The organism is Amycolatopsis coloradensis, assembly GCF_001953865.1.
Lineage (GTDB): Bacteria > Actinomycetota > Actinomycetes > Mycobacteriales > Pseudonocardiaceae > Amycolatopsis > Amycolatopsis coloradensis.
In genome coordinates, this window is the sequence record NZ_MQUQ01000015.1 from 233,968 (window position 1) to 259,247 (window position 25,280).

Sequence of the window (25,280 nt, forward strand, 5' to 3'; positions counted from 1 at the left end):
TGCACGGTGACCAGTTCGGGGTTTGAGCCGACGCACGCAGGAACTAGCCGGTGGTGACGAGGAGCGAACGCAGGCCGCGGATCACGAACTCCGGGCGCTGCTCCGGGGCCTCCGCGAGTTCCAGCCCTGGCAGTTTCGTGGTCAGCGCCGTCAGCGCGGCCGCGATCTCCACCCGCGCGAGCGGGGCGCCGACGCAGTAGTGGATGCCCATGCCGAAGCCGAGGTGCGCGTTCGGCGTGCGGCCGATGTCGAGGGTGTCCGGCCGGTCGAACACCTTCGGATCCCGCGCGGCGGCGCCGAGAAGCGCGCCGATCTTCTCGCCTTCGGCCACCCGGAACCCGGCGATCTCGACGTCGGTGGTCGCCGTCCGCTCGAAGAGTTGGAGCGGCGAGTCGAAGCGGATCAGCTCCTCGACGCACGGGTCCAGGAGATCCGGTGCGGCCACCAGCCGCTCCCATTGGCCGCGGTGGGTCAGCAGCGCGTTGACGCCGTTCCCGATGACGTTCACCGTCGCCTCGTGCCCGGCCATCAGGAGCAGGACCGCGGTCGCAACCAGTTCGTCTTCGGTGAGTTCGCTGCGCAGAAGGTCGCTGACGATGTCGTCGCCAGGGGAGTTCGCGCGCTGCTTCGCCACGTCACGCAGGTACTCGACGAACTCCGCCGACGCGGCTTCGGCGGCGTCGCGCTTCTCCTCGGCGAGGCCGTACTCGTACATCTTCACGATGTGGTTCGACAAGGTGACCATGCGCGGCCCGTCCTTGATCGGGACGCCAAGGAGTTCGGCGATGACCGCGACCGGCAGTGGCTGCGCGAGGTGCGCCAGCAGATCGGCCGAGCCGGTTTCGGCGATCTCGGCGGCGAGCCCGTCGACCATGCCGTCCGCGAGTTCGGCGACCATCGGCCGCAACCGCTGGACGTGCCCGCGTCCGAAAGCGCCCGCGATCACCCGCCGGAGCCGGGTGTGGGCGGGCGGCTCGTTCTCCAGCAACGAGTTGCGGTGCAGCAGGTTGAACGACGCGAACCGCTCCACCGGCAGCGCGTCCCGCCAGATCCGGCCGAGCCCGCGATGCCGCAGGACGGCGGCCGACGCCGAGTGCGACACCGCCACGGCGATGCCGAGGCCGTCGTGCCGGTGGACTTCGCCGCGCTCGCGGAGGTCGGCGAAGTACGGATACGGGTTCGCGAGGAAGGCCGGATCGGCGAGGTCGAACACCCGCCGACTGTAACTCGACCGGGCCCGGGACAGCGCCGCGCCGGGAGCCCACCCCGGCGCGGTCGCGGAGCTGTCAGTACAGCCAATAGCCCGGGTAGCCGTGGTGATGGTGGTAATGATGAGAGTGGTGGTAATGGCCGAAACAGAGCAGCAGGCAGCGTGCCTGGTCGCTCTTCTCGGCCTGCTGCGGCGCGGCCGAAGCCATGCCCACCGAGGGGCCCGCCACCAGCAGCCCGAGTGCCACGGGCAAGGCAGCCAGTGCGGCTCGGCGCTTGGAGTTGCTCATCTGTGATCCCTTCTCGCTGATACGGCGCGATCAGCGCCAAGATCAAGTATTCGCCGAGATACGGGGAAAAGGGCAGGCTGATCACCCGCGATTAGATCGTCCGGATGGTGGCGACCTTCCGCGGTCACGTTTCCGTGATACCCGAATGGCCGCTGAAACCGGCCGATCCGGTCGATCCGGCGGGCTGCCGGGTGTCGTTCGCGCTGTCTTCGTCACCAACCCCGGGGGCCTTAAGAGCCGCGCGCCCTTCCCGCGATAGCGTTCTGAACCGAGCTGAGGAGGCTGACGTGGGCAAGGGTTCGCGCAAGAAGGGTCCCAAGACGACCTCGGATCGCAAGCCGAAGGTGCGCGATGTCTTCGTCGGCCAGCCCTTCGAGGGTCTCGCGGCCGAGACCGAGCTGATCGCGCTGCGCGAATTCGTCCCCTCGGCGACGGCGTCGCTCACGCTGGCGGGCTCCGGTGAGAAGGTCACCCTCGGCACGGTGCTGCCGATGGCGGCGGCCGCGTTCGTCCGGTCCGACGGCGAGCGCTACGTCGGGATGCAGGTGCAGACCCGCTCCTCGGACATCAGCCGCGACCTCGGCCGGTCGCTCCAGTGGGTGCTGGAGGCGAAGGAGGGCGACGTCCTGTCCGTGCCGGACACGACGACCCCGCCCACCGCCGACGAGAAGGCCCGCTTGCAGGACGTGCTCGACACGAGCGTCGAACTCGACGCCACGCTCTACAACGACTTCGCCTGGTGGCTGCCCGAAGACGCCGACGCGAGCGGCGACGTCGCGCTGTCCCTCGAGCGCGCGAACGCGGCGATCATGCCGACCGAGCGCCTCGGCGCGGGTGCGTACTGGGTGCTCGCCGGCGAGAAGGCGCACCTGCGCTGGGTCCGCCCCGAACCGGAGAACCTGCTGCTGCAAGCGCTTGCGCGGCTGTCCGCAGCCGGCGAACTCGGCCTCGGCGAGGGCTCCCGCTACGCCGGTTCGTTCCGCGCGCACGGGCTGCTCGTCCCGGTATGGGATCTCGATCCCGAGGCCCACGCCCGCGAATGGGCCGACGCGAAGGACCAGCTCGGCGTCCGGCTCGATGCCGCGCTGAAGTCCCTCGACACCGAGCCGCTCAACGCCACCGAGCGCCGCTCGCGCGACGGCCTGATCGGCCGCCAGCTCACCATCCGCTGACCCCACCTCCTCGCGTTTCGTCCTCTGGTTGCGGTAGTCGCACACGCAACTACCGCAACCAGAGGACGAATTGCGTCAGGATGGGTGCGTGATCGTTCATATCTGTCCGAAGGGTGACTGGGCGCCCGAAGGCGGCGTCTACACCGCCGCGTCGCTCGACACCGACGGCTTCATCCACTGCTCGGACCCGGGGACCGCGCACATCCCGGCCAACGCCGTGTTCGCCGGCCGCACCGACCTCGTGCTGCTGGAGATCGACCCGGCGCTCGTCGGCGCGCCCGTCGTCTGGGAGGACGGCGACCCGCCGCATCCGGCCGGTGTCCAGTTCCCCCACGTGTACGGGCCGATACCTCGTAACGCCGTGGTGGCCGTCCACGAATTCCCTGTTCGGGGGGATGGTTCGTTCAGGATTCCCGAGTCCCTGTCGAGACGTTGAGGCGGGCGACTCGTCATCCGTATGGGCGTCTCTCGAACCAGTTCGCGGCAAGAGACAACCTGTGGGGGCGGCCATGCGTTTCGGGAGAGGTGAGCCAGGTGTGCCTGGCCGTGGAATCCCGGGAGGAGGCGATACGGTGACCGCTGCCGCGACGGTCATCTCGGGGACGGACGTCTGGGGGGCCGGCGAGAGCCGAGGGAGTGACGTGCCGGGCGAGCTCACCGACTTCGGCGACTTCGTGCGGGCAAGCCTGCCAAGTCTGCTGAGGTACGGGCACGCCCTCACCGGGAATCCGCACGACGCCGCCGACCTGGTCCAGACCGTGCTGGAGAAGATCGGCTCCCGCTGGTCCTACGTGCAGCACAAGACCGGCGACCCGATGGCCTACATCCGCCGTTCGATGGCGAACGCGCACGTCAGCCGGTGGCGCCGGACCAAACGGGAGAGCCTGGTCGCCGACCTTCCGGACACGCGGCCGTACAGTCCGGCGGACCCGTTCGAACACGAGCCGCTGTGGCAGGCGTTACGCGCGCTGCCGCCGAGGCAACGCGCGGTGATGGTGCTGCGTTACTACGAGGGGCTTTCGGAAGCGGAGATCGCGGATTCGCTCGGCATCAGCCAGGGCACCGTGAAAAGCCAGGCCAGCAAGGCGATCACGTCCTTGCGCACGAAGCTCGCACTGTTCGAGGCCAAAGGCGAAGGGAGGGAAGCGGGATGAACATGTCCGAGGAGGACGTGCGGCAGAAGCTGCGCGACCTGTTCTCCGACGATCGGCTCGGGGTGCCGTCCACGCTGAATCCCGAGACGATCGTGGCCGGCGCCAAACGCCGCCGTCGCCGCCGCCAGATGATGCAGACGACGACCGGGATGGCCGCCGCGGTGGTCATGGTGGGCAGCGGACTCACCGTTTTCTCGATCCATGACCGGGACAACGGCGCGGTCTTCCCCTCCGGGCAGCTCGGCTTGGGGCAGTCCGCGACCAGTCAGGTCCAGCCGGGGCCCGCGGCCGAGCCGCCACCGCCGGCGTCGTCCTCGGCGCCGCATTCGAGCGTGGCGGCCCAGCCACCGCCGACGACGGTCTCCGGTGGCCCGGTCAAGCCGCCGAAGAGCACCACGGCCACGAAGCCGCCCGCACAGGGCAAGGTGACCACCGGCTCGCTGCTGACCGCCGCCGGTTTCGGCAAGCTCCGGCTCGGGATGAGCGAGTCCGAGGCGGAGGCCACCACCGGGCCGCTGCGGGCGAAAGAGGTCCGGGGCGGCTGCACGTACGGATACGCCGAGGGATCCGCCGTTCCGGGGCCGACGTCGGTGTCGCTGACCGAGAGCGACGGGATCACCGTCATCAACCCGGCCGGCACGGTGCACACCCCCGAGGGGATCGGGGTCGGCTCGACCGAGGCGGACATCCTCGCCGCGTATCCCGGCAGCACCAAGGACGGCGGTGCCTACGTCGCGCCCGCCAGCGCGGTGAGCGCGTACCGGATCTTCGTGGCCAACGACGGATCGGCCGTCAGCATTCTGCTGACCAGCATCAACCAGGACTGCCAGTTCGGCTGAGCCGTCCGCACAGACGGAAAACCCGGGCTGCTCCAAGGGGGAGAGCCCGGGTTTTCTCTGTGGTGGGAGGGCGTCAGTGCGTCAGAGCGCGCCGCCCGCGACCGGGGGCATCCCCGAGTCGGCGCCGCCGTCCCCGATGGACTCGCGGTGCAGGTGGTTCTCCACCTCGAACAGGTTGCCGTTCGCGCGTTTGACGATGTTGAGCAGTGTGGACATCTGGGAGATCTCTTCGACCTGCTCCTTGAGGAACCACTGCGTGAACTGCTCGCCGATGTAGTCCTCTTCGGCGCGGGCGGCCTTGGCCAGCTGCTGGATGTCGGTCGCGACGTCCTTCTCCTGCTGCAACGCGAGCTCGATGAGTTCGGTGACGTCGGAGAAGGTGTTGCGCACGTCGCCGGTGCCGGGGATCTCGACGTGGTGGTCGGTGTCCAGCATGTACTGGATCAGCGCCATCGCGTGGTTGCGTTCCTCGACGGACTGCTTGTAGAAGTGCTTCGCGAGCTGCGGCAGGTCCTCGGCGTCGAACCAGACCGCCAGCGCGATGTACTGCTGGGAGGCGTTGAACTCGTTGTGGATCTGCGCCTGCAGCAGTTCGTAGAACTTCGAGCGCGGTTGCTTCTTGATGAGGGCCATGTATTCGAAGATACGTCATGCGCTATTCGATTTCCACTTTTTGCTGGTGATCTGGCCCCTATTAGGTTACCATTACCGATAATAGGTCCACCTCAATAAAGTAAGCCTTCCCTAATCAGTAGCAATTGATTAGGGAAGGCTTGCTTTATTTCTGTTTCAGATGCTTTCGCGCCGGATCGGGCACGACATGCACCGCGGTCCGCCGCGGCCGGAGCCCAGTTCGGAGCCGGTGATGGCCAGTACCTCGATACCGGCCTCCTCCAGTCGCGCGTTGGTTTCCACATTACGTTCATAGCCGACGACGACGCCGGGAGCGAGCGCGAGAGTGTTGTTCCCGTCGTCCCATTGCTCGCGTTCCGCGGTGACCGGGTCGAGCCCGGTGTCGATGACACGGAGCCGGTCGATTCCCATCGCCTCGGCGGCCGCGGTGAGGAAGGGGGCCGGGCCTTCCACCTTCATGGAACCGTCGTCGGTGGGCCGCATGGTGAACGCGGTCAGCGAATCACGGGACAGCGGATACATGACGACGGCGTCGGCCGCGACCATCGTGCAGACGGTGTCCAGGTGCATGGTCGCGCGGGTCTGCTGGATCGGGACGGCGAGCACGGTGTGCGCGATCCCGTCGGCGAACACCGACCTCGCCAGCGACTCCGCGCCGGCCGCGGTGGTCCGCTCGCCGACGCCGATGGCCAGGACACCCGGCGAGAGCAGCATGACGTCGCCACCCTCGATCGGCGCCGAATGCGCGCCGTACGCGCGGGACGCGTGGCGGAACCACGGGTGGTAGGCGTAGATCAGGTCCAGCACCGCGGTCTCGCGGACGCGGGCGGGCATGGTGAGCGAGGAGACCGCGACCCGGTCGCCGATCCACGCCGACGAGTCACGGGTGAACAGCAGGTTCGGCAGCGGATCGACGGCGAAGTCGTTCGGATGGTTCATCAGCCGGACCAGCGAGACACCCTCGGAGGCGGGCAGTTCCTCGAAGGTCATCCCGGCCATCAGCGCCTCGGCCAGCACCTCGGGGGAGACGCTCGACAGGTGTGAGCGCAGTGAATCGGCCAGGTCGATCCCGAGGCGTCGCTCGTCGACAGCCGCGTGCACGCCCGCCGCGTGGGCGCGGGGGTCCGAGAGCGCCGTGCGCAGCGCGTCGGCCAGCAGCAGCACCTCGACATCGCGGCCGCGCAGCACCTCGGCGAACGCGTCGTGCTCCTCCTGTGCGCGGTCCACCCAGGGGATGGAGTCGAACAGGAGCTGGTCGTTGTTGCGAGGCGTGAGCCTTTTGAGCTCGTTGCCGGGCCTGTGCAGCAGGACCGCACGCAGGGGGCCGACTTCGCTGTCAACTCGGGGTGGAGTCGTCTCGTCAATCACTCCGCGAGCTTAGCTAGGGGAGCCCGGAAACTCGCCCCTTGAGCAGCGCGTATCCGACGAAAGACACGAAGTCGAGCGCGGTGTGCGCGGCGATCAGCGGCCACAGCCGGTTCGTCTTCTGCCACAGCCTGCCGAACACCAGGCCCATCACGACATTGCCGACGAAACCGCCGAAACCCTGATACAGGTGGTACGACCCGCGAAGCACGGACGAGGCGACCAGCGAGGTGTTCTCGCGCAGCCCGAGCTGCCGCAGCCGGGTCAGCAGATACGCGACGACGAGCACCTCCTCGGCGAACGCGTTGCCGAACGCCGACAACGTCAGCGTGATCGGACGCCACCACGTCTCGCCCAATGTGGACGGTTGCACCGAGAGGCTGAACCCGAGGCTGTAGGAGAGGAAGTACAGGCCCAGCCCCGGGATCCCGATCGCGGCGGCGAGCAGAACGCCGTGGCCGATGTCGCGGCCGGGACGGCTCCGGTCCAGTCCGATCCACGCCAGCTTCATGCCGCCGCGCCACAGCAGGTACAGGCCGAGCGCGCCCCAGCCCACCAGCTGGCCCGCGCTCAGTAGCTGCTTGAGCATGTCGACGAGGCTCAGCGTCGCCTGGGGAACGTTGAGCTGGGCCTGCTGCTGTGCCAGCGGAACCGGTTGCAGCAGTGAGTCCACAAGGGACAGCAGGCTGCGCAACCCGGACAGGCCGAGGGTGATTCCGAAGACGACGACCAGTTCGATGACGATCACGCGGCGGCGTGCCGGGTCTTCCACGAACTCCGGCAGCGCCGGGCGTTCGGGACGCAGCCAGCTCATCGGCCGCACGCTACCTTGCTGGTTGCCGCGCGCTGACGGAAACGTCCCGCAGGGCGCGGCCAGGCGTACAACTCACCTCCGCGGTGATGGGCGCCCTGCAAAACGCTACCTTCGGGTCATGCCACGGAGTATCGCGACCAACGAAACCGTCGACCGCGCCGCGCTCGCCGAGTTCCTGTCCACTCGGCACCGCGCCATCCTGATGACCACCAAGGCCGACGGCGGCCCGCAGCTCTCGCCGGTGACCTGCGGTGTCGACGGCGAAGGCCGTCTGGTCATCTCCACGTATCCGAAGCGCGCGAAGGTCGTCAACGTCCGACGCGAGCCGAAGGTGTCCGCCTGCGTCCTTTCCGACGAGTGGAACGGCCAGTGGGTGCAGCTGAACGGCACCGCCGAGGTACTCGACCTCCCCGACTCGGTCGAGCCACTGGTCGACTACTTCCGCGCGATCTCGGGTGAGCACCCCGACTGGGACGAGTACCGCGAAGCGATGGTGAAGCAGGGCAAGAGCATCATCCGCGTCACCATCGAGTCGTGGGGCCCCATCGCCAAGGGCGGCTTCCCGGCGGAACTCGCCTAACCCTCGGAGAAGAACGGGCAGCCGACCAGCCTGCGGATCTCACCGGCGAGCTGGGGCGGCCCGTCGACCGGGCGCGAGAACGCGAGCCGGACGTCGTGGTCGCCGGAGTCGGCCTCGACCCGCAGCCGCAGGCCGTAGCGGTCCAGCCCGAGCGGCCGGATCCAGCCGCCGCGCAGTTCGGTCGGCACGTGTTTGGCGAGCTGCTGGACGACGTCGGCGTGGTCGGTCTCCAGATGCCGCAGCCAGCCCGCCTCGTAGTCGTGAAAGGGGTCCGGCGGCGCGGCGCTGAACATGTGCGGCCGGAGCGAATGCGTGCCCTCGGCGTCCGCGAGCACCAGCGACGCCGGGGTCAGCCGCAGCAGCGTCAGGCCGTGCCCGACGTCCAGCAGCCGTTCGTCCGGCCGGGTTTCGGCGATGGAGACCGCGCGGGCACGGGCGGAGACGTCCGAGAGCGGGCGGAGCCAGCCGGTGATCCACAGCAGCCCGCGGATGGGTTCGCGCAGGGCGACCGGCGCCTGATCGGTCAGCTCGACCATCACCGCGAGTTCGCCCCGCTGCGCCTCGCGCGAGCGTTTCACCAGGTGGTGTTCGTCCGGCAGCAGGATGCTGACACTGCCGCTCGGGTGCACGTGGTGCAGCTCGGGAATGACGCGGCCGCCCTGTCCTGACTGGTCACGCTGCTCCGCGGTCGGCATCAGCGTCGCCGGCCCGTTGCGGGTGGCGATCGTCTTCGCACGTTCCGCGGGGTTCGGCGCCGGCGGGCGGCGAATGGACGTCGGTGTGGTCACGGCTCACCTCCTAAGTTAGGTGAGCCTAACCTGATATACGCGTCGAGCGGAAGTAGGCTGGATCACGTCTCACCGAAACACGTATACGTTGACCAGGTGGTAGACCGCAGAATCCAGGTGCTCGAACCACCCGAAGGGATTCCGGCGACGAACATGCCGGTTCTGGTGTCCTTTCTCGATCGCTCGGCCACGACCTCGGGCACGCTGGCGTTCGCGGCGGGACTGCTCGCCGTGCTGGGCGTCGCCCTGCTGGTCACAGGCCGGTTCGGGATCGCCGTTCCGCTCTTCCTCCTCGTCTTCATGGGGTCGGTTTCGGTCTTCTACGGCCACCTCACGATCGCCGGATCCTTGCCGATGCGACGGCTCGCGGACAAGCCGTTCCGCCTGGTGAGCGGGCTCGAAGGCGCCGTCGTGGCCGGTTCGCGGGTGAGCGTCCCGCTCGACGGGCGGTGGCTGGTGGTGCGGTTTCCGGCCCCGCTTCGCGCGCAGCTCGCGGCTCAGCGACGGCTGTGGGTGCTGGGCCGGTTCGTCCTGCTGCCGGGTGTCATCGTGCCCCGGCGCGGCGCGATCCGGGGTGCCCCGGTGAAAGGTTCGCGGCCGCTGGCGCCCGAGTCGGTTTCACCCGGGCGGCTTCTCTCGCTGCACCGCCGGTTGCTGGGGCAGTACTACCTCTACGGAGCCGGGATCACCCTGGTGGCGGGCGCCTTTTCGGCGTGGGCCGCCCTCGACCTCCCGGATCGCGACGGCTTCCTCGTGCTGAACGCGCAGGCCTTGGCGATCCTCTGCGTGCTGGGAACACTCGGTCTCGCCATCACCGCGCTCGTCGTCTCCAGGCCGGTCCCCGAGCCGCATTGGACCGAACTGGCCGTCGTTTCCGGGCCGGCGTCGGTCACTTTCTTCGGCATGGTCACGGTGAAGGGCCGGACGGTCCTGCCCGACGGACGGCAGGTCACCGTGAGCGCGGGCGGCTCGGATCAGTCCCTCGCCGCCAACATCGCCGCGACCGGACGGTTGTGGGTGCTCGGTGTGCCGGTCGCCGGGAAGGTAGCGAAGGCCGGAGTGCCCGGTCACGCTGTCTTCGGGCCGGTGAAGTTCGGCTCCTGAGTGGGGGTGGCCGCGGTGGAGCCAAAGGTGTCTCAGGTGCCTACTGGATTCTGAGTGTGGCTGGATCTCTTTCTCGCGACATGCTGAGCTTCAGGACACTCGCGACAGACACCCCACTCACGACCCGTCGGCCCAGCAGTTCATCAGGGGACGGTGTCGCGAAAGCCACTCTCGCACCACCTGCCTCAAGGGAATCGCCTCTGCCTCACGAGAGCGAGCGCCGCGTCGCTTCTTCGGTCTCCACGACGCCTCGCCGGATGCCTTCCAGCTGCTCGCTCAGTTCGCCGATCGTGGTGGTGCCGAGCAGCGAATCACCGGTGGCCGCCGACAGTTCGGCCGCCCTGGCGACCAGGCCGTCGAGTCCGAGCGCGCCGGACCGTAGCTGTGCCAGCAGTTTCCGCTGTGCGCTCGAAAGCCGCGCGTGCACGTCCTGCTGTGCCTGCACGGCTTCGAGCGACTGCGTGAGGTCGCCGCGGATGTCGTCGTCGGCGGTCTTCAGTTCCTTCCGCAGCCGGGCTTTCTCGGCGGCGACCGCGCCCGCGTCCACCCGCGCCAGCGCCTTCCCGGTGGCGGACGTGCGACCGGCCAGCCGCCGGAGGGTGTCGACGGTTTCCCGCACCACCGGTTCCATGTCGGCCACCCGGTCGGCGAGCGGGCCGGTGTCGAGCGAGTCGGAGATGGACCGGAAGCCTTCGGCCGCGGCCTCCGCGCGCAGCAACCAGCCCGCCTCGGGCGAACCCGGTTCGACGTCGGGGAGAGGCCGTTCTCCGGGCTCGGGCGCGGGTTTCGCCCGCGTGGCGGCGGCGATCCCGGCGCGGGCGGCGAGCACGGTCACGCCGACGCCCAGCGCGGCGAGCGTCGGCAGTTGCACCGCCCAGGCCGCACCCGCCGACGTCGCCGCGAGGAGCAGTCCCCACGGTTCGGCTAGCTCACGGACGAAGCGCATGGTCGAGGGTCTCAGAAATTCGAGATCACGGCGGTGAAGACCTGGTCGATCGAGTCCGGTTTGGACGAGTCGTACCCGACGCCCTGTGTGGTCTCGGCGATCTCCTTGAGCACGTCCAAGTCCGCGTCGGAGCCGTAGGCGATGGTGAACATCCGCACCGCCTCACCGCCGCCTTCGGCCCGCAGCTGCCCGACGAGGTTGGGTAGATCGATGCCGCCCGGATCCTCGTTCCGGCCGTCGGTGAGCACGACGACGGCGTTGATCGCGTTCGGATCCAGGCGCTGCTTCATGAACTCGTACGCGGCGAGCGAAGAATCGTAGAGACCGGTGCCGTTCTGCGGGGTCAGCCCGTTCAGCCGCGACGCCAGTTCCTGCCTGCCCGCTTCGCCGCCGATCGGCGTCACCGGCCGGAGTTCGACGAAGTCCTTGTCGCCGTCGATTTTCGTGGAAAACATCCAGAGGCCGACCTTGTCCGCGTCACTGAACTGCGGCAGCGACGCGACGGCCGCCTGTTTCGCGAGATCCATCTTGTTCTTCCCGGTCCCGCTGACACCGTCGCCCATCGAGCCGGAGACGTCGACCACCAGCAGCACGTTCGCCTTCTTCCGCAGGTCCTTCCACGACTTCAGCACTTCGGTCAGCACCGGCGGGCTCGGCGGGCGGATCAGGTTGAGCTTCGCGTCGGGCTGGGCGCCGTTCTCCGAAGTGGTCTGCGAACCGGGCTTCCCGTCGAACGTGCGGAAGCCGATGTCGCTGAACTTCTGCTGTGCCTCGGCGCCGCGCAGATGCGCGAGGAAGTCCGCCGCGACCTGCTTGTGGACGTCGTCGGCCCAGTTCAGCACGGTGAACGGGTGATCGGAGTTGAGCGTGCCGTCACTCGGGTAGATCCCGACGAGCGGCACCTTCGGCGGCGCGTGCTGCCCGCGCTTCTCCGGATCGTTGGTGGGATTGCCCTGGTTGTAGCCGACGAGCGAGTTCTCCTCGACCGTCACCGCCGAGATGTACGACAGCGCCGCGCCGCGGTCGTCGGCCTTCTGCAAGTTCGTCAGGAACGTCAGCGTGTTGTCGCCGTAGTGGACGATGGCCTGCTCGACGTTCTGCACGAACGTCCGCGCCTCCGGCTTAGCGAGCGCGTTCGCGGTGAGGTCCGAAGACGTGCCCGTCGCCGCGTAGTAGGCACCGATGGTGGCGTTGAGGCCGGACGTCGAGATGTTCGGATTCGTCTTGCCGAGCCGGAACTTCCCCCACTCCGGGTGGCCGTACTTCGCCCAGCCCTGCGGATCGGTGGCGAGCGCGGCGAGATCCTTCCAGCCGATGCCCTTGCCGGGCCAGCCGAGCGCTTCGGCCATCGGCTTCGGCATGGCGACGACCAGCGGCGCGTTCGCGACCGATTCCGGGTCGCCCTCGGGGACCAGCGCGGGGTGATCGGTGCCGGTGAGGTTCTGGCGCAGCAGGTTCACCCAGCCGGACGCGGCGGGTGTCCAGACGTCCGGCCTCGGCCCGTCCACCGCTTCGTTCCAGCCGCGGGACAGCGCCTGCATCACGGTGCCGGAGGACTTCGACTGCACGAGCACGTCGACGCAGCGTCCCGCCACCGTTCGGCCGCTGTAGCCCTTGGCGATTTCGGTGACCACGCCTGCCTTCTCCGGCGACGATGACACCTGGAGCTTGATCGCGTCGCCTGTCGTGCACTTCGCTTCCGCGGCCTCCTCGCCGGAGTCGCCGGTGAGCGCGCGCAGTCCGATGATCAAGCCGATCGCGACCACCGCCGCGGCCACGAACGCCAGGACCTTGCGGCCGCCTCTGGACTGACCGGGATTCACGACCATGGAGAACCTCCAGCGGTGGGGACACCGATTATCCGGAGGTTTCACCCCGTCCGGGGCCGCGTTGCCGAACCGTTGCGGCCACGTCGGTATTTATCCCGCCAACCTGCCGCGTTTAGTCCTCTAAATGCGTGGGCACCTGCTCGCGCCCGGTTCTTGAACACCGCGTTTAGAGGACTAAATGCGGTCAGGGCCCCGGCCGGACCAGGTCCACGCGTAGCCGTGGTCCTCCGACGCGTCGGCCGCTTCGCCGAGGTCCAGCGGCGCGAAGGTGTCCACCATGACCGCGGTCTCGTCGAAGAACTGGGCGCCGATCGACGCCTCCGCCGCCCCGGGCTGCGGCCCGTGGGTGAAGCCGGACGGGTGCAGCGAAAGCGAGCCGACCTCGATCCCGGAACCCTTGCGCGCCTCGTAGTTGCCGCGGACGTAGAACATCAGCTCGTCGGAGTCGACGTTCGCGTGGTTGTACGGCACCGGGATCGAGTCGGGGTGGTAGTCGACCTTCCGCGGGCAGAACGAGCACACCACGAAGTTCGGGCCCTCGAACGTCTGGTGCACGGGCGGCGGCTGGTGCACGCGGCCGGTGATCGGCTCGAAGTCGTCGATGTTGAACACCCACGGGTACAGGCAGCCGTCCCAGCCGACTACGTCGAACGGGTGGGTCGCGTAGGTGTAGCGCGTGAGGCCCGCACGGTGGCGCACGAGGACTTCGACGTCGGTGCCGTCGGCCACCAAGGGCTCCGACGGTCCGCGGATGTCACGCTCGCAGTACGGCGAGTGCTCCAGGAACTGGCCCTTCGCCGACAGATAGCGCTTCGGCGGGCCGATGTGGCCGCGCGCCTCGATGGTCAGCAGCTTGACTCCGTCGTCGTGGGGGAGCACGCGGTAGGTGCACGACGTCGGGATGACGAGGTAGTCGCCGTCCCCGATCCCCAGCGAACCGTAGATCGTCTCGACGGTCGCACTGCCGCCCTGGACGTAGAAGAGCTCGTCGCCCGCCGCGTTCCGGTACAGCGGCGAAGACTTCGTCGCGTTGACGAAGCCGATGGTGACGTCCGCGTTGCCGAACAGCCGCCGCCGGTCGGTGACCGCGTCGGCGTCGCCGAACTTGAGATCCTGGGTCTTGAAGGCGCGGGGCTTGAGCGGGTGGTTCGGGGCGATGGGCCCGCGCTCGTCCTCGATCGCGACGGCGTCGACGATCGCCGTGGGCAGGCCGCGGTGATACAGCAGCGCGGAGTCCGCCGAGAAGCCCTCGACACCCATCAGTTCCTCGGCGTACAGGCCCCCGTCGGGCTTGCGGAACGCCGTGTGGCGCTTGTGCGGGATCTCGCCTACCTGCCGGTAGTAAGGCATCGGAATCTCCCCGGAACGTGTCCGTTGTGCGAACGATTTTGTCCTGATGTCGTACGCTACTAGCGTGTCAGTCGTGTCAAGCGCTGTGGAACTCACGCCACCCGGCCCCCGAGGAACCCCTCCCCTGTTCGCGCGGCTCGTCGACGACTCGGCGTTGTTCCCGCCCGGCGAGGCGTCCATGCCCGAAGCGCTGCGTGCGCACTTCGCGTCGAGGTCCGGTGAACACTCCGGCGTCCTCGGCGTGTTCCTGTGCCAGGCGTCGAGGCTGCCCGAGCTCATCACCGAACTGATCAAGATCAAACCCAAGGAACCGCTGCCGCTGTCGCTGATCATCGACACCGGCCTCGGCGGGGTCCCGAAGGCGATCTCGATCGTCGAGTCACGCAGCGAGATCCTCGCGCTGCGGATGGTGGAGATGCCGGCGCCGTCGGACGTCGACGAGGTCTGGCTGGAACGCGTCTCCGAGTTCGTACCCGAAGACGTCATCCGCGTGGTCGAGCCGCGGCGCGGCGTCGGCTGGCTGGACGGCGTGCGGAAGGTGATCGAGCACGGCAGCTGGCCGAAGATCCGCTGCGGCGGCAAGGCGGGCGAGAACTTCCCCAGCGTCGACGAGGTCGCGGACTTCCTCTCGGTGGTCAGCGGCTCGGCCGGCGCTTCGTTCAAGGCGACGAACAGCCTCCACCGCGCCGTCCGGCATACCGACGAGACCAGCGGCTTCACCCATCACGGGTTCCTGAACCTCATCGTGGCGTCCGCGCGCTCCCTTTCGGGCGGTGACGTGCGCGCCGCGCTCGAATCGACCGACAGCGCCGCGCTGGCGGCCGAGGCCAAGGGCATGTCGGAGCCGGCTGCGAAGGCCGTTCGCGGTCTCTTCGCCTCCTACGCGGCTGCCTCGTTCGACGAGCCCGTCGCCGACCTCGGAGAACTCGGGCTCTTGTGAATATCGTGCTGCCGCTATCGCGCTGTCGGGGCGCTCGTAGCCGTCGAGGGTCGCCTGTGCTTGAAGGGCGCCCTGTCATCGCGATAGCGGGGCCTCCGGCCATCAAGGGATCAAGGGACCTTTGGTCACCGGAGCTTCGGTCCCTCGGGTTCCTGTTGCGTGAGCCTTGGCTGGGGTTGTGGTGACTCGCGAGGGGTCACTGACTCTTGACCGGGGGCTGGCGTTGCTCCAGGCGGTGGCGGACGCCGGTGGCGAGGCGGCGACGATCTCCGAACTCGCCGCCGCCATCGGCGCGAGCCGGGCCGCCGTCTACCGGCTGCTCGTCCCGCTGTCCGAACGCGGCCTGGTGTGGCGCGACGGGAACAAGGTGCGGCTGGGTGTCGGCCTGCTCCGGCTCGCCGGACAAGTCCTCCCGCAGCTGCGTGAGGCGGCCAGGCCGGTCCTGCGCGAACTCGCGGAGAAGGTCGGCGCGACGGCGCATCTGTCGGTCGCGCAAGGGGACCAGGCGCAGGCTGTCGCGGTCGTCGAACCGACGTGGACGAGCTTCCACGTCGCCTACCGGGTCGGCACGCGCCATCCGTTGTCCGCCGGAGCGGCGGGCAAGGCGATCACGTTGCGTCCCGGCGGCGGCGAGGGCTGGGTGACCTCGTCCGGCGAACTGGAGGCGGGCGCGTCCGGGGTCGCCGCACCCGTGCGCGGGGTTCCGGGTCTGAAAGCCAGCCTCGGCGTCGTGTCGCTGGAGCCGCTGGAGGCCTCCGTGGCGGGGCCCGCGGTCGTGGCGGCCGCCGTCCGGCTGGCCGAGGTGCTGAAACAGCCCGAGTAGCGCGTCAGCGGTCGCTGAGCAGCGGGCGCACCATGGTCGCCAGCAGGGTGAGGTCGACCGCGAACAGGAGCCGCTCGAACAGGCCGAGCGTGACCTCCTGATGCGACGGGCCGGTGAGCATCGTCCAGACGAAGCCGCCGAGCACGATCACCACGGCGGCGAAACTGGCCACCGAAAGCCGCCGGATCGTCGTGCGGCGCGGTTCCCACGGGCAGCGCGCCCGGCCGGGGCGGGTCAGCGCCCAGGCGGCGGCCGGAAGCGCGAGGAAGGCCGTCAGCGCGGCGTAGTTGTGGATCTGCCCGGCCAGCGAACGGGCTTGGCCCTCAGGGTCGACAGGGACGAGCGCGAGGACGAACAACCCGGCACACCACACGCCGAGCAGGACGAGAACGGACTCGTAGCCGCTGCGGTGCGCCTTCGCGATGCCGCCGAGGAGGGCGAGCGAGCCGAGCCCCAGCGCCAGGCACATCGCGCCGAACAGCGGGGCCGCGGTCGAGCCGGGCGAGAGGTAGCCGTAGACGTACTCGGACAGCGTCTGCCAGATCGGGCTGACCTGGCTGGACAGCCGCAGGTGCAGGTCGATCGAGATGGCGACGGCGACGGCCATGCCGAAGATCGCGAGCCTGCCGTGCACTGGGGAGACGGCACGGGCCGCGACGATCTTGGGCAAGGTCACTACCGGGTTCTCCAAGCACGTCGGGGCAGGTGTTCACCGTTTCGTTCCCGAAAGGTTACCCGGGGAACCTGTGAAAACCCCGTGCGCCTCAGAAGGCGAGCTGGGCCAGCGCGAACAGCGAGAACCCGGCGAAGACGAAGCCCGCCACCCGCTGGATGAGCTTGGGACGGATGCGGCTCCGGACCTTCGCGCCGATGAAGACGGCGATCCCGGCGACGGCGACCAGTGCGACGAAGGCGCCGAGCGCGACCGCGAACGGGTTGCCGAAGCGGGCCGTGAGGCTGGCCGTCGCGAGCTGCGAGGCATCGCCCCACTCAGCGGCGAAGAGCACACCGAACGACGTCAGCGCGGAGCGGAAGAAGGTCGCGGGGCTCGGCCCGGAACGCGACGCGTCCTCTCCGCCGTCCTTGCCGGGACTGAACCCTTCACGGAGGAGCATGTACGCGCCGATACCGAACAACGTGGCGACGATCGCGGTCACCAGTGTCTCCGGCAGCAAAGTGAGCACACTGCCGAAAGTGGCGGCGATCGCGCATTGCACGGCGAATGCGGCGGTGACTCCGGCGAATACCGGCCATGCGCGGAAACGAGTGGTGAGAACCAGGGTGGCGACGAGTGTCTTGTCCGGTAACTCCACGGCCAATACCAGGCCGAACGCGCTGATGAGCGCCAACATCGAGCCAGACATGATGATTTCCACCCCTTTCATCGCAACGATAAAGGGGGGATTCGGCAAGGGCAAGCTGATGGCTTTTCCGAATCGGCCGGCCTGTGCGGGCGAATTGTATTTCTTGGCCGGGCGGAAGTGAGGTTTCGGTGAACCGAATCCTTTTTTCAGTCGCCGCTGTGGGTGTCCGATTGTGCGGACGGCCAGTACTTCGATCTGAACGGTTGCGGCATCGCGTCGGCGCGGCGGGAACGTCGGCTACCGCTGACCGATGTCCGGGAGAACCGGGGCGGCGACCCGGCGGGGAGGACCTGAGTTACTTGCTTCGGCGATTGGGTCAGGCGAAGACGGTCGGCGCGGTGACCGGCGGCGGTGCGAATCCGCGTAGCAATTCAAGGTGGTCACGCATCCGGACGTCACCGTTCCAGGCGGCCGGGCCGTGAACCCGGTCACGGGGACCAACTGGGAAGGCGTCGGCGTGCGACCCGAAATCACCGCCGACGTCGAGGCGGCCTTCGGCACCGCATACGCGCTGGCCCTGGAACACAGGCTGACACAGGGATTCAAGCGCGCGGCAGATCGCCGATGAGGCGCGGCTCACGCTCACGGGCCTCGGCCGAGCCGGGCTCGGGACCTACGTCCCGCCGAGATCGGGACCAGTTGAACTGGTGGGTTCATCGCGCGTTGAGCAGGCTTGAGGCGTGGAGGTTCTCGATCTCGCTAGGTGGCAGTTCGGCATAACCACCGTCTATCACTTCCTGATGGTCCCGCTGACCATCGGGCTTTCGGTCCTGGTCGCCGGGATGCAGACGGCGTGGGTCCGGACCGGTGATCCGCGCTATCTGAAGATGACCAAGTTCTGGGGGAAACTCCTGCTGGTCAACTTCGCGATGGGTGTGGTCACCGGGATCGTGCAGGAGTTCCAGTTCGGAATGAACTGGAGCGCGTACTCGCGGTTCGTCGGGGACGTGTTCGGCGCGCCGCTGGCGATGGAAGGGCTCGTCGCGTTCTTCGTCGAGTCGACCTTCCTGGGGCTGTGGATCTTCGGCTGGGACAAGTTGCCGAAGAAGGTCCACCTGGCGTGCGCCTGGGCGTACTCGCTGGCGACCGTGGCCTCCGCGTACTTCATCCTGGCGGCGAACTCGTGGATGCAGCATCCGGTCGGGGTCGAGTTCGTCGACGGGAAGCCGACGATGAACTCGATCTGGGCGGTGCTGACGAACAACACGGCCCTGGCCGCGATCCCGCATACCCTCGCGGGTGCTTTCTCGGTGGCGGCGGCGTTCCTGGTCGGGGTGGCCGGCTGGCGGTTGTGGCGCAAGCGTTCGGAGGACGACGAGCACCGCGCGGTGTGGCGTTCGTCGTTGCGTCTCGGCGGCTGGACCGGGGTGGTGGCGTTCGCGGTGCTGGCGATCACCGGTGACGTGCAGGGCAAGCTGATGTTCGAGCAGCAGCCGATGAAGATGGCGTCGGCGGAAGCGCTGTGCCATACGGAGGAACCGGCGAGTTTCTCGATCATCGCGATCGGCGACGTCCGGAACGCGAACTGCGAGGACGTCAAGACGTTCAACGTGCCCGCCTTGCTCTCGTTCTTGGCGCACAACGACTTTTCGACCGAGGTCAAGGGCGTGGAGAACCTGGTGACCGAGTACCAGGCGAAGTACGGGACGAACTATCCGGACGATCCGCAGCTCGGCTCGCTCGCGGGCAAGCCGATCGACTACGTGCCCAATCTGCCGGTGACCTACTGGGGTTTCCGCGCGATGATCGGCTTCGGCGCGATGTCGGCCGGGATCGGGCTGCTCGCGCTGTGGCTGACCCGGCGCGGCCGGATCCCCGGGCAGCGGTGGTTCCCGTGGCTCGTGCTCGGCGGGATCGCGACGCCTTTCATCGGCAACAGCGCCGGCTGGATCTTCACCGAGATGGGCCGTCAGCCGTTCGTGGTGGTGCCGAATCCGACCGGTGTGGACGGGGTGTGGATGTTCACCGCGAACGCGGTCTCCAAGTTGTCCACAGGCGAGGTATGGACGTCTTTGATCGCTTTGACGACCGTCTACGCGGTGCTCGGCGTCGTCGAGATCTACCTGATGCGGAAGTACGTGCGCGGCGGTGTCGACGCCGTCATGCCACCCAAGAAACCAGCCTCGACCAGCAAGAACGACGACCAGAAAGGCGGTGACAGCGATGACGATGCCCTCGCCTTCGCCTACTGATCGCCTCTTTACGTCACCTACCCAGCCCCCCGCCCTTCCCGGGGGACGGCCCCGCACCCAGCGTATCGGGGGTATCGCTCAGGCGGGTTACCCACAGCCGATCTGTGGACAACTCGGGCGGTTGTGGATAACTCAGGGCGATCAGGGGCGGCGACGTCGGGTCGGTCGGGGTGGAGTGGTAGCGGCGGGTCTCGAAAGTGGCTTTCGCGGCGCTCAAGGTCTCGAAAGTGGCTTTCGCGACATCCAGTGCGGGCGCGGCCAGGCGGGGCGGCGGGTCGAGGGGGCCCATGGCCGTGTCGCCTGCGGGGGTAGTCCCCTTCAGCCTCCAGCAGCAGGGAGCAGCCGATGACCCTCGAAACGATCTGGTTCTGCGTCATCGCCCTCTTCTGGCTCGGTTACCTCTTTCTCGAAGGCTTCGACTTCGGTGTCGGCATGCTCATGCCGGTCCTCGCGAAGGACAACACCGAGCGCCGCGTCATGGTCAACACGATCGGCCCGGTCTGGGACGGCAACGAGGTCTGGCTGATCGTCGCGGGCGGCGCGATGTTCGCCGCGTTCCCCGGCTGGTACGCGTCGCTGTTCTCGGCCGCGTATCTCCCGCTCCTGGTCGTCCTGCTCGCCCTCATCGGCCGCGGTGTCGCGTTCGAATACCGCGGCAAGGTCGACACCGATCGCTGGCGCCGCAACTGGGACCGCGTCATCGGGATTGGTTCGTGGCTCCCGCCGTTCGGCGTCGGCCTGCTGCTCGCGACCACCGTCCTCGGCCTCCCGCTCGACGCCGAGGGCGACCGGGTCGGCGGCGCGTTCGCCGCGGTCAGCCTCGAAACCCTGCTCGGCGCGGTCGCGGTCGTCGGGTTCTCGCTGGTCCACGGCGCCGCGTTCCTCGCGCTCAAGACCGAGGGCGACCTCCGCCACCGGGCACGGAACCTGGCCACCCGCCTGCTCCCCGTCGCCCTGCTGCCGTTGCTCGCGTTCCTCGTCGTCGTGCAACTCCGCTCGGGCGACCTGTGGACGCTGCTCCTGATCGGCGTCGCCGTCATCGCCGCGGTCATCGCGTGGTTCAAGATCCGCATGGGTCGCGAAGGGCAGGCGTTCGCCGCACTCGGCGGGGTCATCGCCGCTTCGGCGGTCGCGATCTTCGTCGCGCTGTACCCGGACGTCCTTCCGTCCACTTTGGACGCGGCGAACACGCTGACCATCGCGGGTGAGGCGTCGAGCCCGTACACCCTGACCGTGATGACCTGGGTCGCGGTGTTCGGCGCCCCCGCCGTCCTGATCTACCAGGGCTGGACGTACTGGGTGTTCCGTAAGCGCATCGGCACCCGGCACATCCCACCGGTGCACGCACCATGACCGAACTTCCCGGCCGCGACACCCTTTCCGCCAAGGAGTCCACCATGGACCCAGCGCGACCGGGGAAGGGTCCGCTCGGCGCGCTGGCTCCACTTTCGAGTGCGGCGCGCCGGGCGTTGATCCTCAGTGGAGTCCTCTCTTTCGTCAACGCGGTTTTGCTGGTGGGACAAGCGTTCCTGCTGGCCGACGTCCTCTCCGCGGTCGTCCGCGGAGCACCGGGGGACCGCACCGCCCAGCTGGCCGTGCTGCTCGCGCTCGTCGCGGGGCGCGCGTTGACCGGCTGGGCGGTGCGGATCGTTTCCGTTCGCGCGGCCGCCCGCGCGAAGGAGGAGCTGCGCGCCAAAGCTCTCGACCATGCCATCCGGCTCGGTCCGGAATGGATCGCCCGCCGCGGCCACGGCGAGCTGACGTCGTTGACCACCAAGGGACTCGACGCGCTCGACGCCTACTTCACCCAGTACCTCCCGGCGCTGGTGACCGCCGCGATCGTGCCACTCGCCGCCGGCGCGGCGATCCTGTTCGCCGACTGGCCCTCGGCCCTGCTCGTCGCGATCACCGTGCCGCTGGTGCCGCTGTTCGCCATCCTGATCGGCAAGCACACCGCCGAGCGGGTGGCCGACGCCGCCGACGCCGAACACCGGCTTTCGGGACAGTTGCTGGAACTCGTCCGCGCGCTGCCGATCCTCAGCGCGTTCCGTCGCGCCGAGGCGCAGGCCGAGACGGTACGGAAGATCTCCGAACGTCATCGCCGTTCGACGCTCAAGACCTTGAAGGTCGCGTTCGCGTCGGCGTTCGCGCTGGAACTGATCGCGACCCTTTCGGTCGCGCTGGTCGCGGTCGTCATCGGCGTCCGGCTGGTGTCCGGTGAACTGCCGTTGGCCATCGGGCTCGGCGTGCTGATCCTCGCGCCGGAGTGCTACCAGCCGTTACGCGCGGTCGGCGTCGCTTTCCACGCCAGTGAAGACGGCGTCGAGGCCGTCCGCCGGGTCGCGGACGTCCTCGCGGAGCCCTTGCCGCCCAACGGCTCCGAGGCGACGGTCAAGGGTGAAGTCCGCGTCGAAGGCCTTCGTGTGGCCCGGAGGGGCGGATTCGCGCCGGACGGTGAGACGTTCAGTGTCCGGCCTGGCGAAGTGACATGGTTGCGCGCGCCCAGCGGCGGCGGCAAATCGACGACGCTCGCCGCGCTGCTCGGCTTCGTGCAGGCCCACGACGGCACCATCACCGTCGGTGGCACCAGCCTCGCCGACGCGGATCTCGAGCGCTGGCGCGAGAACGTCGCCTGGGTGCCGCAGTCGCCGGTGTTCGGCGGGGGCACCGTCCGCGACGAGGTCGGCGCCGACGACATCCTCGGCGAACTCGGGCTGACCGGCCTGGCCGAACGCCCCGTTTCGAAGCTCTCGCAAGGACAACGCCAGCGAGTCGCGGTGGCGCGGGCCTTGGTGCGGATCCGGTCGGGCGCGTGGCTGCTCCTGCTCGACGAGCCCACCGCCCATCTCGACGAGGTCAACGCCGGTCTCGTCATGGCCGCCGTCGCCAAGGCCGTCGACAACGGCGCCGCCGCGATCATCGCCGCGCACGAACGCACGCCCGGTATCGACATGTCGACAGATCTGCCGGGGGAAGTCGTCACGACGGACGAGCGACCCGGGACCCGGCCGGTGCCGTGGCGCGAGTTGCTGCACCCCAGGTTCTTCGGCGGAGCGCTGCTCGGCGCCGCCGCCCTGCTCGCCGGAGTCGCGCTCGCCGCGCTTTCGGGCTGGCTGATCGCCAAGGCGTCGCAGCAGCCGCCGATCCTGACGCTGACGGTGATGATCGTCGGCGTGCGGACGTTCGGCCTCGGCCGCGCGGGACTGCGGTACCTCGAACGGCTGGTCACGCACGACGCCGCGTTCCGGACCGCCGGAAGCCTGCGGGTCCGGCTGTGGGAGTCGCTGGTGCGGCTCGGACCGGCTCGGGCGCTTCGGGCCGGTGAGGAGCAGCGGCGGCTGGTCGGCGACACCGACACCGTGCGCGATCTGCTGCCCCGGGTGATCACGCCGCTGGTCGTGGTCGCTTTGGCGGCCGTGGGCGCCGTCGCGGTCCAGACCGTCGTCCTGCCCGCCGCCGGGCTCGTGCTGGCCGCGGCCGTGCTGGTGGGCGCGTTCGCACCGCTGCTCGCGCTTCGGGCGGAACGCCGCGCGACCAGTGCGCTGGCCACCGGACGGCGGTCGGTGTCGGCTCAGGTGCTGAGTCTGTTCGAAGCCGCCGCCGAACTGATCGCGTACGGGGCCGACAAGGCGCGACGTCGCCGGATAGCCGTGACCGACACCGCCCTGACCGCCGAAGCACGGCGACAGGCCTTCGGCGCTGGAGCGGCCGACGCCCTGATCATCCTGGCGACGGGTGCCGCCACCGTCGTGAGCACCGGGCTCGCCCTGAACGCCGTCGCCGCCGGCGCGCTGAACCCGGTCCTCGCGCCCGTGGTCGCCCTGGTGCCGCTCGCGCTGACGGAAGTCCTCTCGCTTCTGCCGCCTGTCGCGCAGCACTGGGACACCCTGCGCCAGGCCCGTCTTCGCCTGGGCGGCTGTGATGAACGGACCGTTTCTAACAAATCCTGTTATGAACGGACCGTTCATAACACCGGTGGGGTGCGGATCCGCGACGCCGACCTCGGCTGGCCCGGCACCGGGCACCGGGTGCTCACCGGGGTCGACCTCGACATCGCGCCCGGCACGCACGTCGCCGTCGTCGGCCCGAGCGGCGCCGGGAAGTCGACGCTCGTCGCCGCCCTGCTCGGTTTCCTGACGCCGAGCAAGGGCGACGTCGCCGTGCCCGAGAACGTGGCTTGGGCGCCGCAAGAACCGATGCTCGTCTCGACGACGGTCGCCGAAAACCTGCGGCTCGTCAAACCGACGGCGTCCGAGGCTGACCTGCGAAAAGCCCTGTACCAGGTCGTTCTCGAAGACGTCGAACTCTCCACGATGCTGGACAGCGCGGGCGCCGGGCTGTCGGGCGGGCAGGCGCAGCGGCTCGCCCTCGCGCGTGCCGTGCTCGGCGCCGCGCGCGCCGATCTCGTCCTGCTGGACGAACCCACCGCGCATCTCGACGAAGTCACCGCGCGCACCGTCCGCGAACGCCTCGGCGAGGCACTGGCCGGGAAGACCGTCGTGCACGTCACGCACAACGCCGCCGAAGCCGCGGACGCCGACGTCGTCCTGGAGGTGCGAGAGGGTCGCGTCACAGCGCGCACACCGGTCGGGGCGGACTAATGTCGAGAGCGCTCATGGATCCCACGCTTGCCGCGCGCGCACTGTCCGCCGCCACCGAGATCACCGGCACCGCCCTGTCCGGCGACGACCCGGGCGACGTGCTGGAGACCGTCCTCGCCCGCGCCGTCGAACTGGCCGAGGCCGACCTCGGTCTCGTCATGGTGCGCGCGGACGACGGCCAGGTGGTCGTCGAGGCCGCGCACGGGGCCACCACTCAGGGCCTCCGCGGACTGGCCTTCGCCGCCGATTCCGCCGCCGGGCAGGTCGCTCGCGGCGGTAAACCCGTGGTGAGCGAGGACTTCACCGTCGATCCCCGCACGGCGCCGTTCGTGCCGCCGGAGTTGCAAGGCTTCGGACCCTTCGCGGCGTCGGCGTTCGGCGCGGGCGGAAGGGTCCTCGGCGCGCTCACCGTGTACCGCCACCACGGCGGGGCGCCGTTCTCCGCCAGCACGGTCGAGGTGCTCACCGCCTTCGCGGCGCAGGCGGGTGTGGTGCTCGCCCTGGCCGAGGGCGCCAACGCCCGGCACCGCGTCACTCTTTACCAAGAGCGCGAACGCATCGCGCGCGAACTGCACGACGTCATCGTGCAGCGGCTCTACGGCGCGGGCATGCAACTCGACCGCGTCCGCAAGAACATGCGGAAGCGGTTCGCGCAGGCCGACGGCGTGCGGCTGTCCGAGGCGATCGACCAGCTCGACCAGACCATCGAGGAGATCCGCGGCACCGTGCGCGCCCTCCGCAGCCCGGAACCCGCGAACGAGACGGTCACCGCCACCGACCTCGCCGAGTCCGCGCGGGGCGAGGTGCGGATCGCGGGCGAGCTGCTCGGCTACCCGCCGACCCTCGAACTGTCGGGGGAGCTGGCCGACATCCCCGCCGAACAGGCGGACCACATCCGCGCCGCCCTGCGCGAAGCACTGTCCAATGTGGTCAGACACTCCGGGGCGAGCGAGACCCGCGTGACGCTCAGCCGCGACGCCGAGGGTGTCAAACTCCGCGTGCGGGACAACGGATCCGGCGTGCCGCAAGGTGTCGCCAAACGCGGCCTCCGGCATCTCGCCGAACGCGCGACGACCTCCGGCGGGCGCTTTTCGATCAATTCGTCACCGAGCCTGGGGACTTTGGTCGCTTTCGACGTTCCACTCGGCCAAACCGTGTGAAATTAACGGTCGCCGTCGCTCGATAGAGTGACGATTCGCGTTTTCCGATTAATCCGTAACAGTCTGGGCCAACGCGCGATTGTAAGGGTATCGACCGCGCTCGGAGCGCGAATTCCCATCGAAAGGA

The 25,280-nt window shown here is 69.0% G+C and carries 24 protein-coding genes; 13 read left to right on the forward strand and 11 right to left on the reverse strand.

Going from position 1 to position 25,280, the window contains the following annotated elements:
- Nucleotides 1-43: 43 nt before the first annotated feature.
- On the reverse strand, nt 44-1,213 hold the full coding sequence (locus BS329_RS26585) for a cytochrome P450 (protein ID WP_076163981.1): 1,170 nt from the start codon (nt 1,211-1,213) through the stop codon (nt 44-46).
- A 73-nt stretch (nt 1,214-1,286) separates the two neighbouring features.
- Nucleotides 1,287-1,499 carry a hypothetical protein gene (locus BS329_RS26590; protein ID WP_076163982.1) on the reverse strand — a complete coding sequence of 71 codons (213 nt, stop codon included), beginning with the start codon at nt 1,497-1,499 and terminating at the stop codon, nt 1,287-1,289.
- 287 nt (nt 1,500-1,786) lie between these two features.
- Here BS329_RS26590 and BS329_RS26595 point away from each other — a divergent pair, with 287 nt between their 5' ends.
- From BS329_RS26595 to BS329_RS26610, 4 genes are all read left to right on the forward strand, one after another.
- Entirely contained in the window at nt 1,787-2,671 is an 885-nt protein-coding gene (locus tag BS329_RS26595; protein WP_076163983.1) for a DUF5926 family protein, read from the forward strand.
- Nucleotides 2,672-2,759: 88 nt separating this feature from the next.
- Complete coding sequence (locus tag BS329_RS26600) at nt 2,760-3,107, forward strand: DUF952 domain-containing protein (protein WP_076163984.1); 348 nt, start codon at nt 2,760-2,762, stop codon at nt 3,105-3,107.
- Between the two features lie 205 nt (nt 3,108-3,312).
- Nucleotides 3,313-3,825: a SigE family RNA polymerase sigma factor gene (locus BS329_RS26605; protein WP_076164429.1), complete on the forward strand. Its 513-nt coding sequence runs from the start codon at nt 3,313-3,315 to the stop codon at nt 3,823-3,825.
- The gene (locus BS329_RS26610) at nt 3,822-4,664 is read left to right on the forward strand and encodes a hypothetical protein (RefSeq protein WP_076163985.1); all 843 of its coding nucleotides are present in this window, start codon (nt 3,822-3,824) and stop codon (nt 4,662-4,664) included. Before BS329_RS26605 ends, BS329_RS26610 begins: the two co-directional genes overlap by 4 nt.
- 81 nt (nt 4,665-4,745) lie before the next feature.
- On the opposite strand, the gene BS329_RS26615 is transcribed toward BS329_RS26610, so the two are convergent.
- The 3 genes from BS329_RS26615 to BS329_RS26625 all read right to left on the reverse strand — a co-directional run bounded on the left by BS329_RS26615 (nt 4,746) and on the right by BS329_RS26625 (nt 7,476).
- Nucleotides 4,746-5,297: a ferritin gene (locus tag BS329_RS26615; protein WP_076163986.1), complete on the reverse strand. Its 552-nt coding sequence runs from the start codon at nt 5,295-5,297 to the stop codon at nt 4,746-4,748.
- A 156-nt stretch (nt 5,298-5,453) separates the two neighbouring features.
- Entirely contained in the window at nt 5,454-6,665 is a 1,212-nt protein-coding gene (locus tag BS329_RS26620) for an arginine deiminase (protein ID WP_076163987.1), read from the reverse strand.
- A 13-nt stretch (nt 6,666-6,678) separates the two neighbouring features.
- The gene (locus BS329_RS26625) at nt 6,679-7,476 is read right to left on the reverse strand and encodes a CPBP family intramembrane glutamic endopeptidase (RefSeq protein WP_076163988.1); all 798 of its coding nucleotides are present in this window, start codon (nt 7,474-7,476) and stop codon (nt 6,679-6,681) included.
- Between the two features lie 118 nt (nt 7,477-7,594).
- Between BS329_RS26625 and BS329_RS26630 the strand changes: the two genes are divergently transcribed.
- Complete coding sequence (locus BS329_RS26630; RefSeq protein ID WP_076163989.1) at nt 7,595-8,056, forward strand: PPOX class F420-dependent oxidoreductase; 462 nt, start codon at nt 7,595-7,597, stop codon at nt 8,054-8,056.
- Here the strand turns inward: BS329_RS26630 and BS329_RS26635 are convergent.
- A complete protein-coding gene (locus BS329_RS26635; protein ID WP_076163990.1) occupies nt 8,053-8,844 on the reverse strand; it encodes a DUF2470 domain-containing protein in 792 nt (263 codons plus the stop codon). The genes BS329_RS26630 and BS329_RS26635 overlap by 4 nt on opposite strands.
- A gap of 96 nt (nt 8,845-8,940) precedes the next feature.
- Here BS329_RS26635 and BS329_RS26640 point away from each other — a divergent pair, with 96 nt between their 5' ends.
- Complete coding sequence (locus BS329_RS26640; RefSeq protein WP_076163991.1) at nt 8,941-9,948, forward strand: hypothetical protein; 1,008 nt, start codon at nt 8,941-8,943, stop codon at nt 9,946-9,948.
- Nucleotides 9,949-10,153: 205 nt separating this feature from the next.
- On the opposite strand, the gene BS329_RS26645 is transcribed toward BS329_RS26640, so the two are convergent.
- The 3 genes from BS329_RS26645 to BS329_RS26655 form a co-directional block, all read right to left on the reverse strand.
- Nucleotides 10,154-10,894 carry a hypothetical protein gene (locus tag BS329_RS26645; protein ID WP_076163992.1) on the reverse strand — a complete coding sequence of 247 codons (741 nt, stop codon included), beginning with the start codon at nt 10,892-10,894 and terminating at the stop codon, nt 10,154-10,156.
- An 11-nt stretch (nt 10,895-10,905) separates the two neighbouring features.
- Nucleotides 10,906-12,723, reverse strand: a complete 1,818-nt coding sequence (locus tag BS329_RS26650) for a substrate-binding and vWA domain-containing protein (protein ID WP_076163993.1) — start codon at nt 12,721-12,723, stop codon at nt 10,906-10,908.
- A gap of 174 nt (nt 12,724-12,897) precedes the next feature.
- Complete coding sequence (locus BS329_RS26655) at nt 12,898-14,073, reverse strand: homogentisate 1,2-dioxygenase (RefSeq protein WP_076163994.1); 1,176 nt, start codon at nt 14,071-14,073, stop codon at nt 12,898-12,900.
- 85 nt (nt 14,074-14,158) lie between these two features.
- Between BS329_RS26655 and BS329_RS26660 the strand changes: the two genes are divergently transcribed.
- Together BS329_RS26660 and BS329_RS26665 are read left to right on the forward strand one after the other, a co-directional pair.
- Nucleotides 14,159-15,013, forward strand: a complete 855-nt coding sequence (locus tag BS329_RS26660; protein ID WP_279628199.1) for a hypothetical protein — start codon at nt 14,159-14,161, stop codon at nt 15,011-15,013.
- Between the two features lie 181 nt (nt 15,014-15,194).
- Entirely contained in the window at nt 15,195-15,836 is a 642-nt protein-coding gene (locus BS329_RS26665; protein WP_076164432.1) for an IclR family transcriptional regulator, read from the forward strand.
- A 4-nt stretch (nt 15,837-15,840) separates the two neighbouring features.
- Here the strand turns inward: BS329_RS26665 and BS329_RS26670 are convergent, their stop codons facing one another.
- Together BS329_RS26670 and BS329_RS26675 are read right to left on the reverse strand one after the other, a co-directional pair.
- Nucleotides 15,841-16,512 (reverse strand): DUF998 domain-containing protein, encoded by a 672-nt coding sequence (locus BS329_RS26670; protein WP_143253211.1) that lies wholly within the window; start codon nt 16,510-16,512, stop codon nt 15,841-15,843.
- A gap of 88 nt (nt 16,513-16,600) precedes the next feature.
- Complete coding sequence (locus BS329_RS26675) at nt 16,601-17,188, reverse strand: TMEM165/GDT1 family protein (RefSeq protein WP_076163995.1); 588 nt, start codon at nt 17,186-17,188, stop codon at nt 16,601-16,603.
- A gap of 388 nt (nt 17,189-17,576) precedes the next feature.
- Here BS329_RS26675 and BS329_RS44710 point away from each other — a divergent pair, with 388 nt between their 5' ends.
- The 5 genes from BS329_RS44710 (at nt 17,577) to BS329_RS26705 (ending at nt 25,153) form a co-directional block, all read left to right on the forward strand.
- Nucleotides 17,577-17,768, forward strand: a complete 192-nt coding sequence (locus BS329_RS44710; RefSeq protein WP_244197302.1) for a hypothetical protein — start codon at nt 17,577-17,579, stop codon at nt 17,766-17,768.
- 112 nt (nt 17,769-17,880) lie between these two features.
- Nucleotides 17,881-19,392 (forward strand): cytochrome ubiquinol oxidase subunit I, encoded by a 1,512-nt coding sequence (locus BS329_RS26685; protein ID WP_076163996.1) that lies wholly within the window; start codon nt 17,881-17,883, stop codon nt 19,390-19,392.
- Nucleotides 19,393-19,737: 345 nt separating this feature from the next.
- Entirely contained in the window at nt 19,738-20,745 is a 1,008-nt protein-coding gene (gene cydB, locus BS329_RS26695; RefSeq protein WP_076163998.1) for a cytochrome d ubiquinol oxidase subunit II, read from the forward strand.
- Nucleotides 20,742-23,993, forward strand: coding sequence for a thiol reductant ABC exporter subunit CydC (cydC, locus tag BS329_RS26700; RefSeq protein ID WP_084750200.1), 3,252 nt, complete (start codon nt 20,742-20,744; stop codon nt 23,991-23,993). Before cydB ends, cydC begins: the two co-directional genes overlap by 4 nt.
- A gap of 14 nt (nt 23,994-24,007) precedes the next feature.
- Entirely contained in the window at nt 24,008-25,153 is a 1,146-nt protein-coding gene (locus tag BS329_RS26705; RefSeq protein WP_076163999.1) for a GAF domain-containing sensor histidine kinase, read from the forward strand.
- Nucleotides 25,154-25,280 lie beyond the last annotated feature (127 nt).

Coding starts and splice junctions, on each gene's coding strand:
- BS329_RS26705 (WP_076163999.1), top strand. CDS start 24,008: ATGGATCCCACGCTTGCCGCGCGCGCACTGTCCGCCGCCACCGAGATC.
- BS329_RS26610 (WP_076163985.1), top strand. CDS start 3,822: ATGAACATGTCCGAGGAGGACGTGCGGCAGAAGCTGCGCGACCTGTTC.
- BS329_RS26615 (WP_076163986.1), bottom strand. CDS start 5,297: ATGGCCCTCATCAAGAAGCAACCGCGCTCGAAGTTCTACGAACTGCTG.
- BS329_RS26645 (WP_076163992.1), bottom strand. CDS start 10,894: ATGCGCTTCGTCCGTGAGCTAGCCGAACCGTGGGGACTGCTCCTCGCG.
- cydB (WP_076163998.1), top strand. CDS start 19,738: ATGACCCTCGAAACGATCTGGTTCTGCGTCATCGCCCTCTTCTGGCTC.
- BS329_RS26630 (WP_076163989.1), top strand. CDS start 7,595: ATGCCACGGAGTATCGCGACCAACGAAACCGTCGACCGCGCCGCGCTC.
- cydC (WP_084750200.1), top strand. CDS start 20,742: ATGACCGAACTTCCCGGCCGCGACACCCTTTCCGCCAAGGAGTCCACC.
- BS329_RS26590 (WP_076163982.1), bottom strand. CDS start 1,499: ATGAGCAACTCCAAGCGCCGAGCCGCACTGGCTGCCTTGCCCGTGGCA.
- BS329_RS26650 (WP_076163993.1), bottom strand. CDS start 12,723: ATGGTCGTGAATCCCGGTCAGTCCAGAGGCGGCCGCAAGGTCCTGGCG.
- BS329_RS26625 (WP_076163988.1), bottom strand. CDS start 7,476: ATGAGCTGGCTGCGTCCCGAACGCCCGGCGCTGCCGGAGTTCGTGGAA.
- BS329_RS26675 (WP_076163995.1), bottom strand. CDS start 17,188: ATGTTGGCGCTCATCAGCGCGTTCGGCCTGGTATTGGCCGTGGAGTTA.
- BS329_RS26655 (WP_076163994.1), bottom strand. CDS start 14,073: ATGCCTTACTACCGGCAGGTAGGCGAGATCCCGCACAAGCGCCACACG.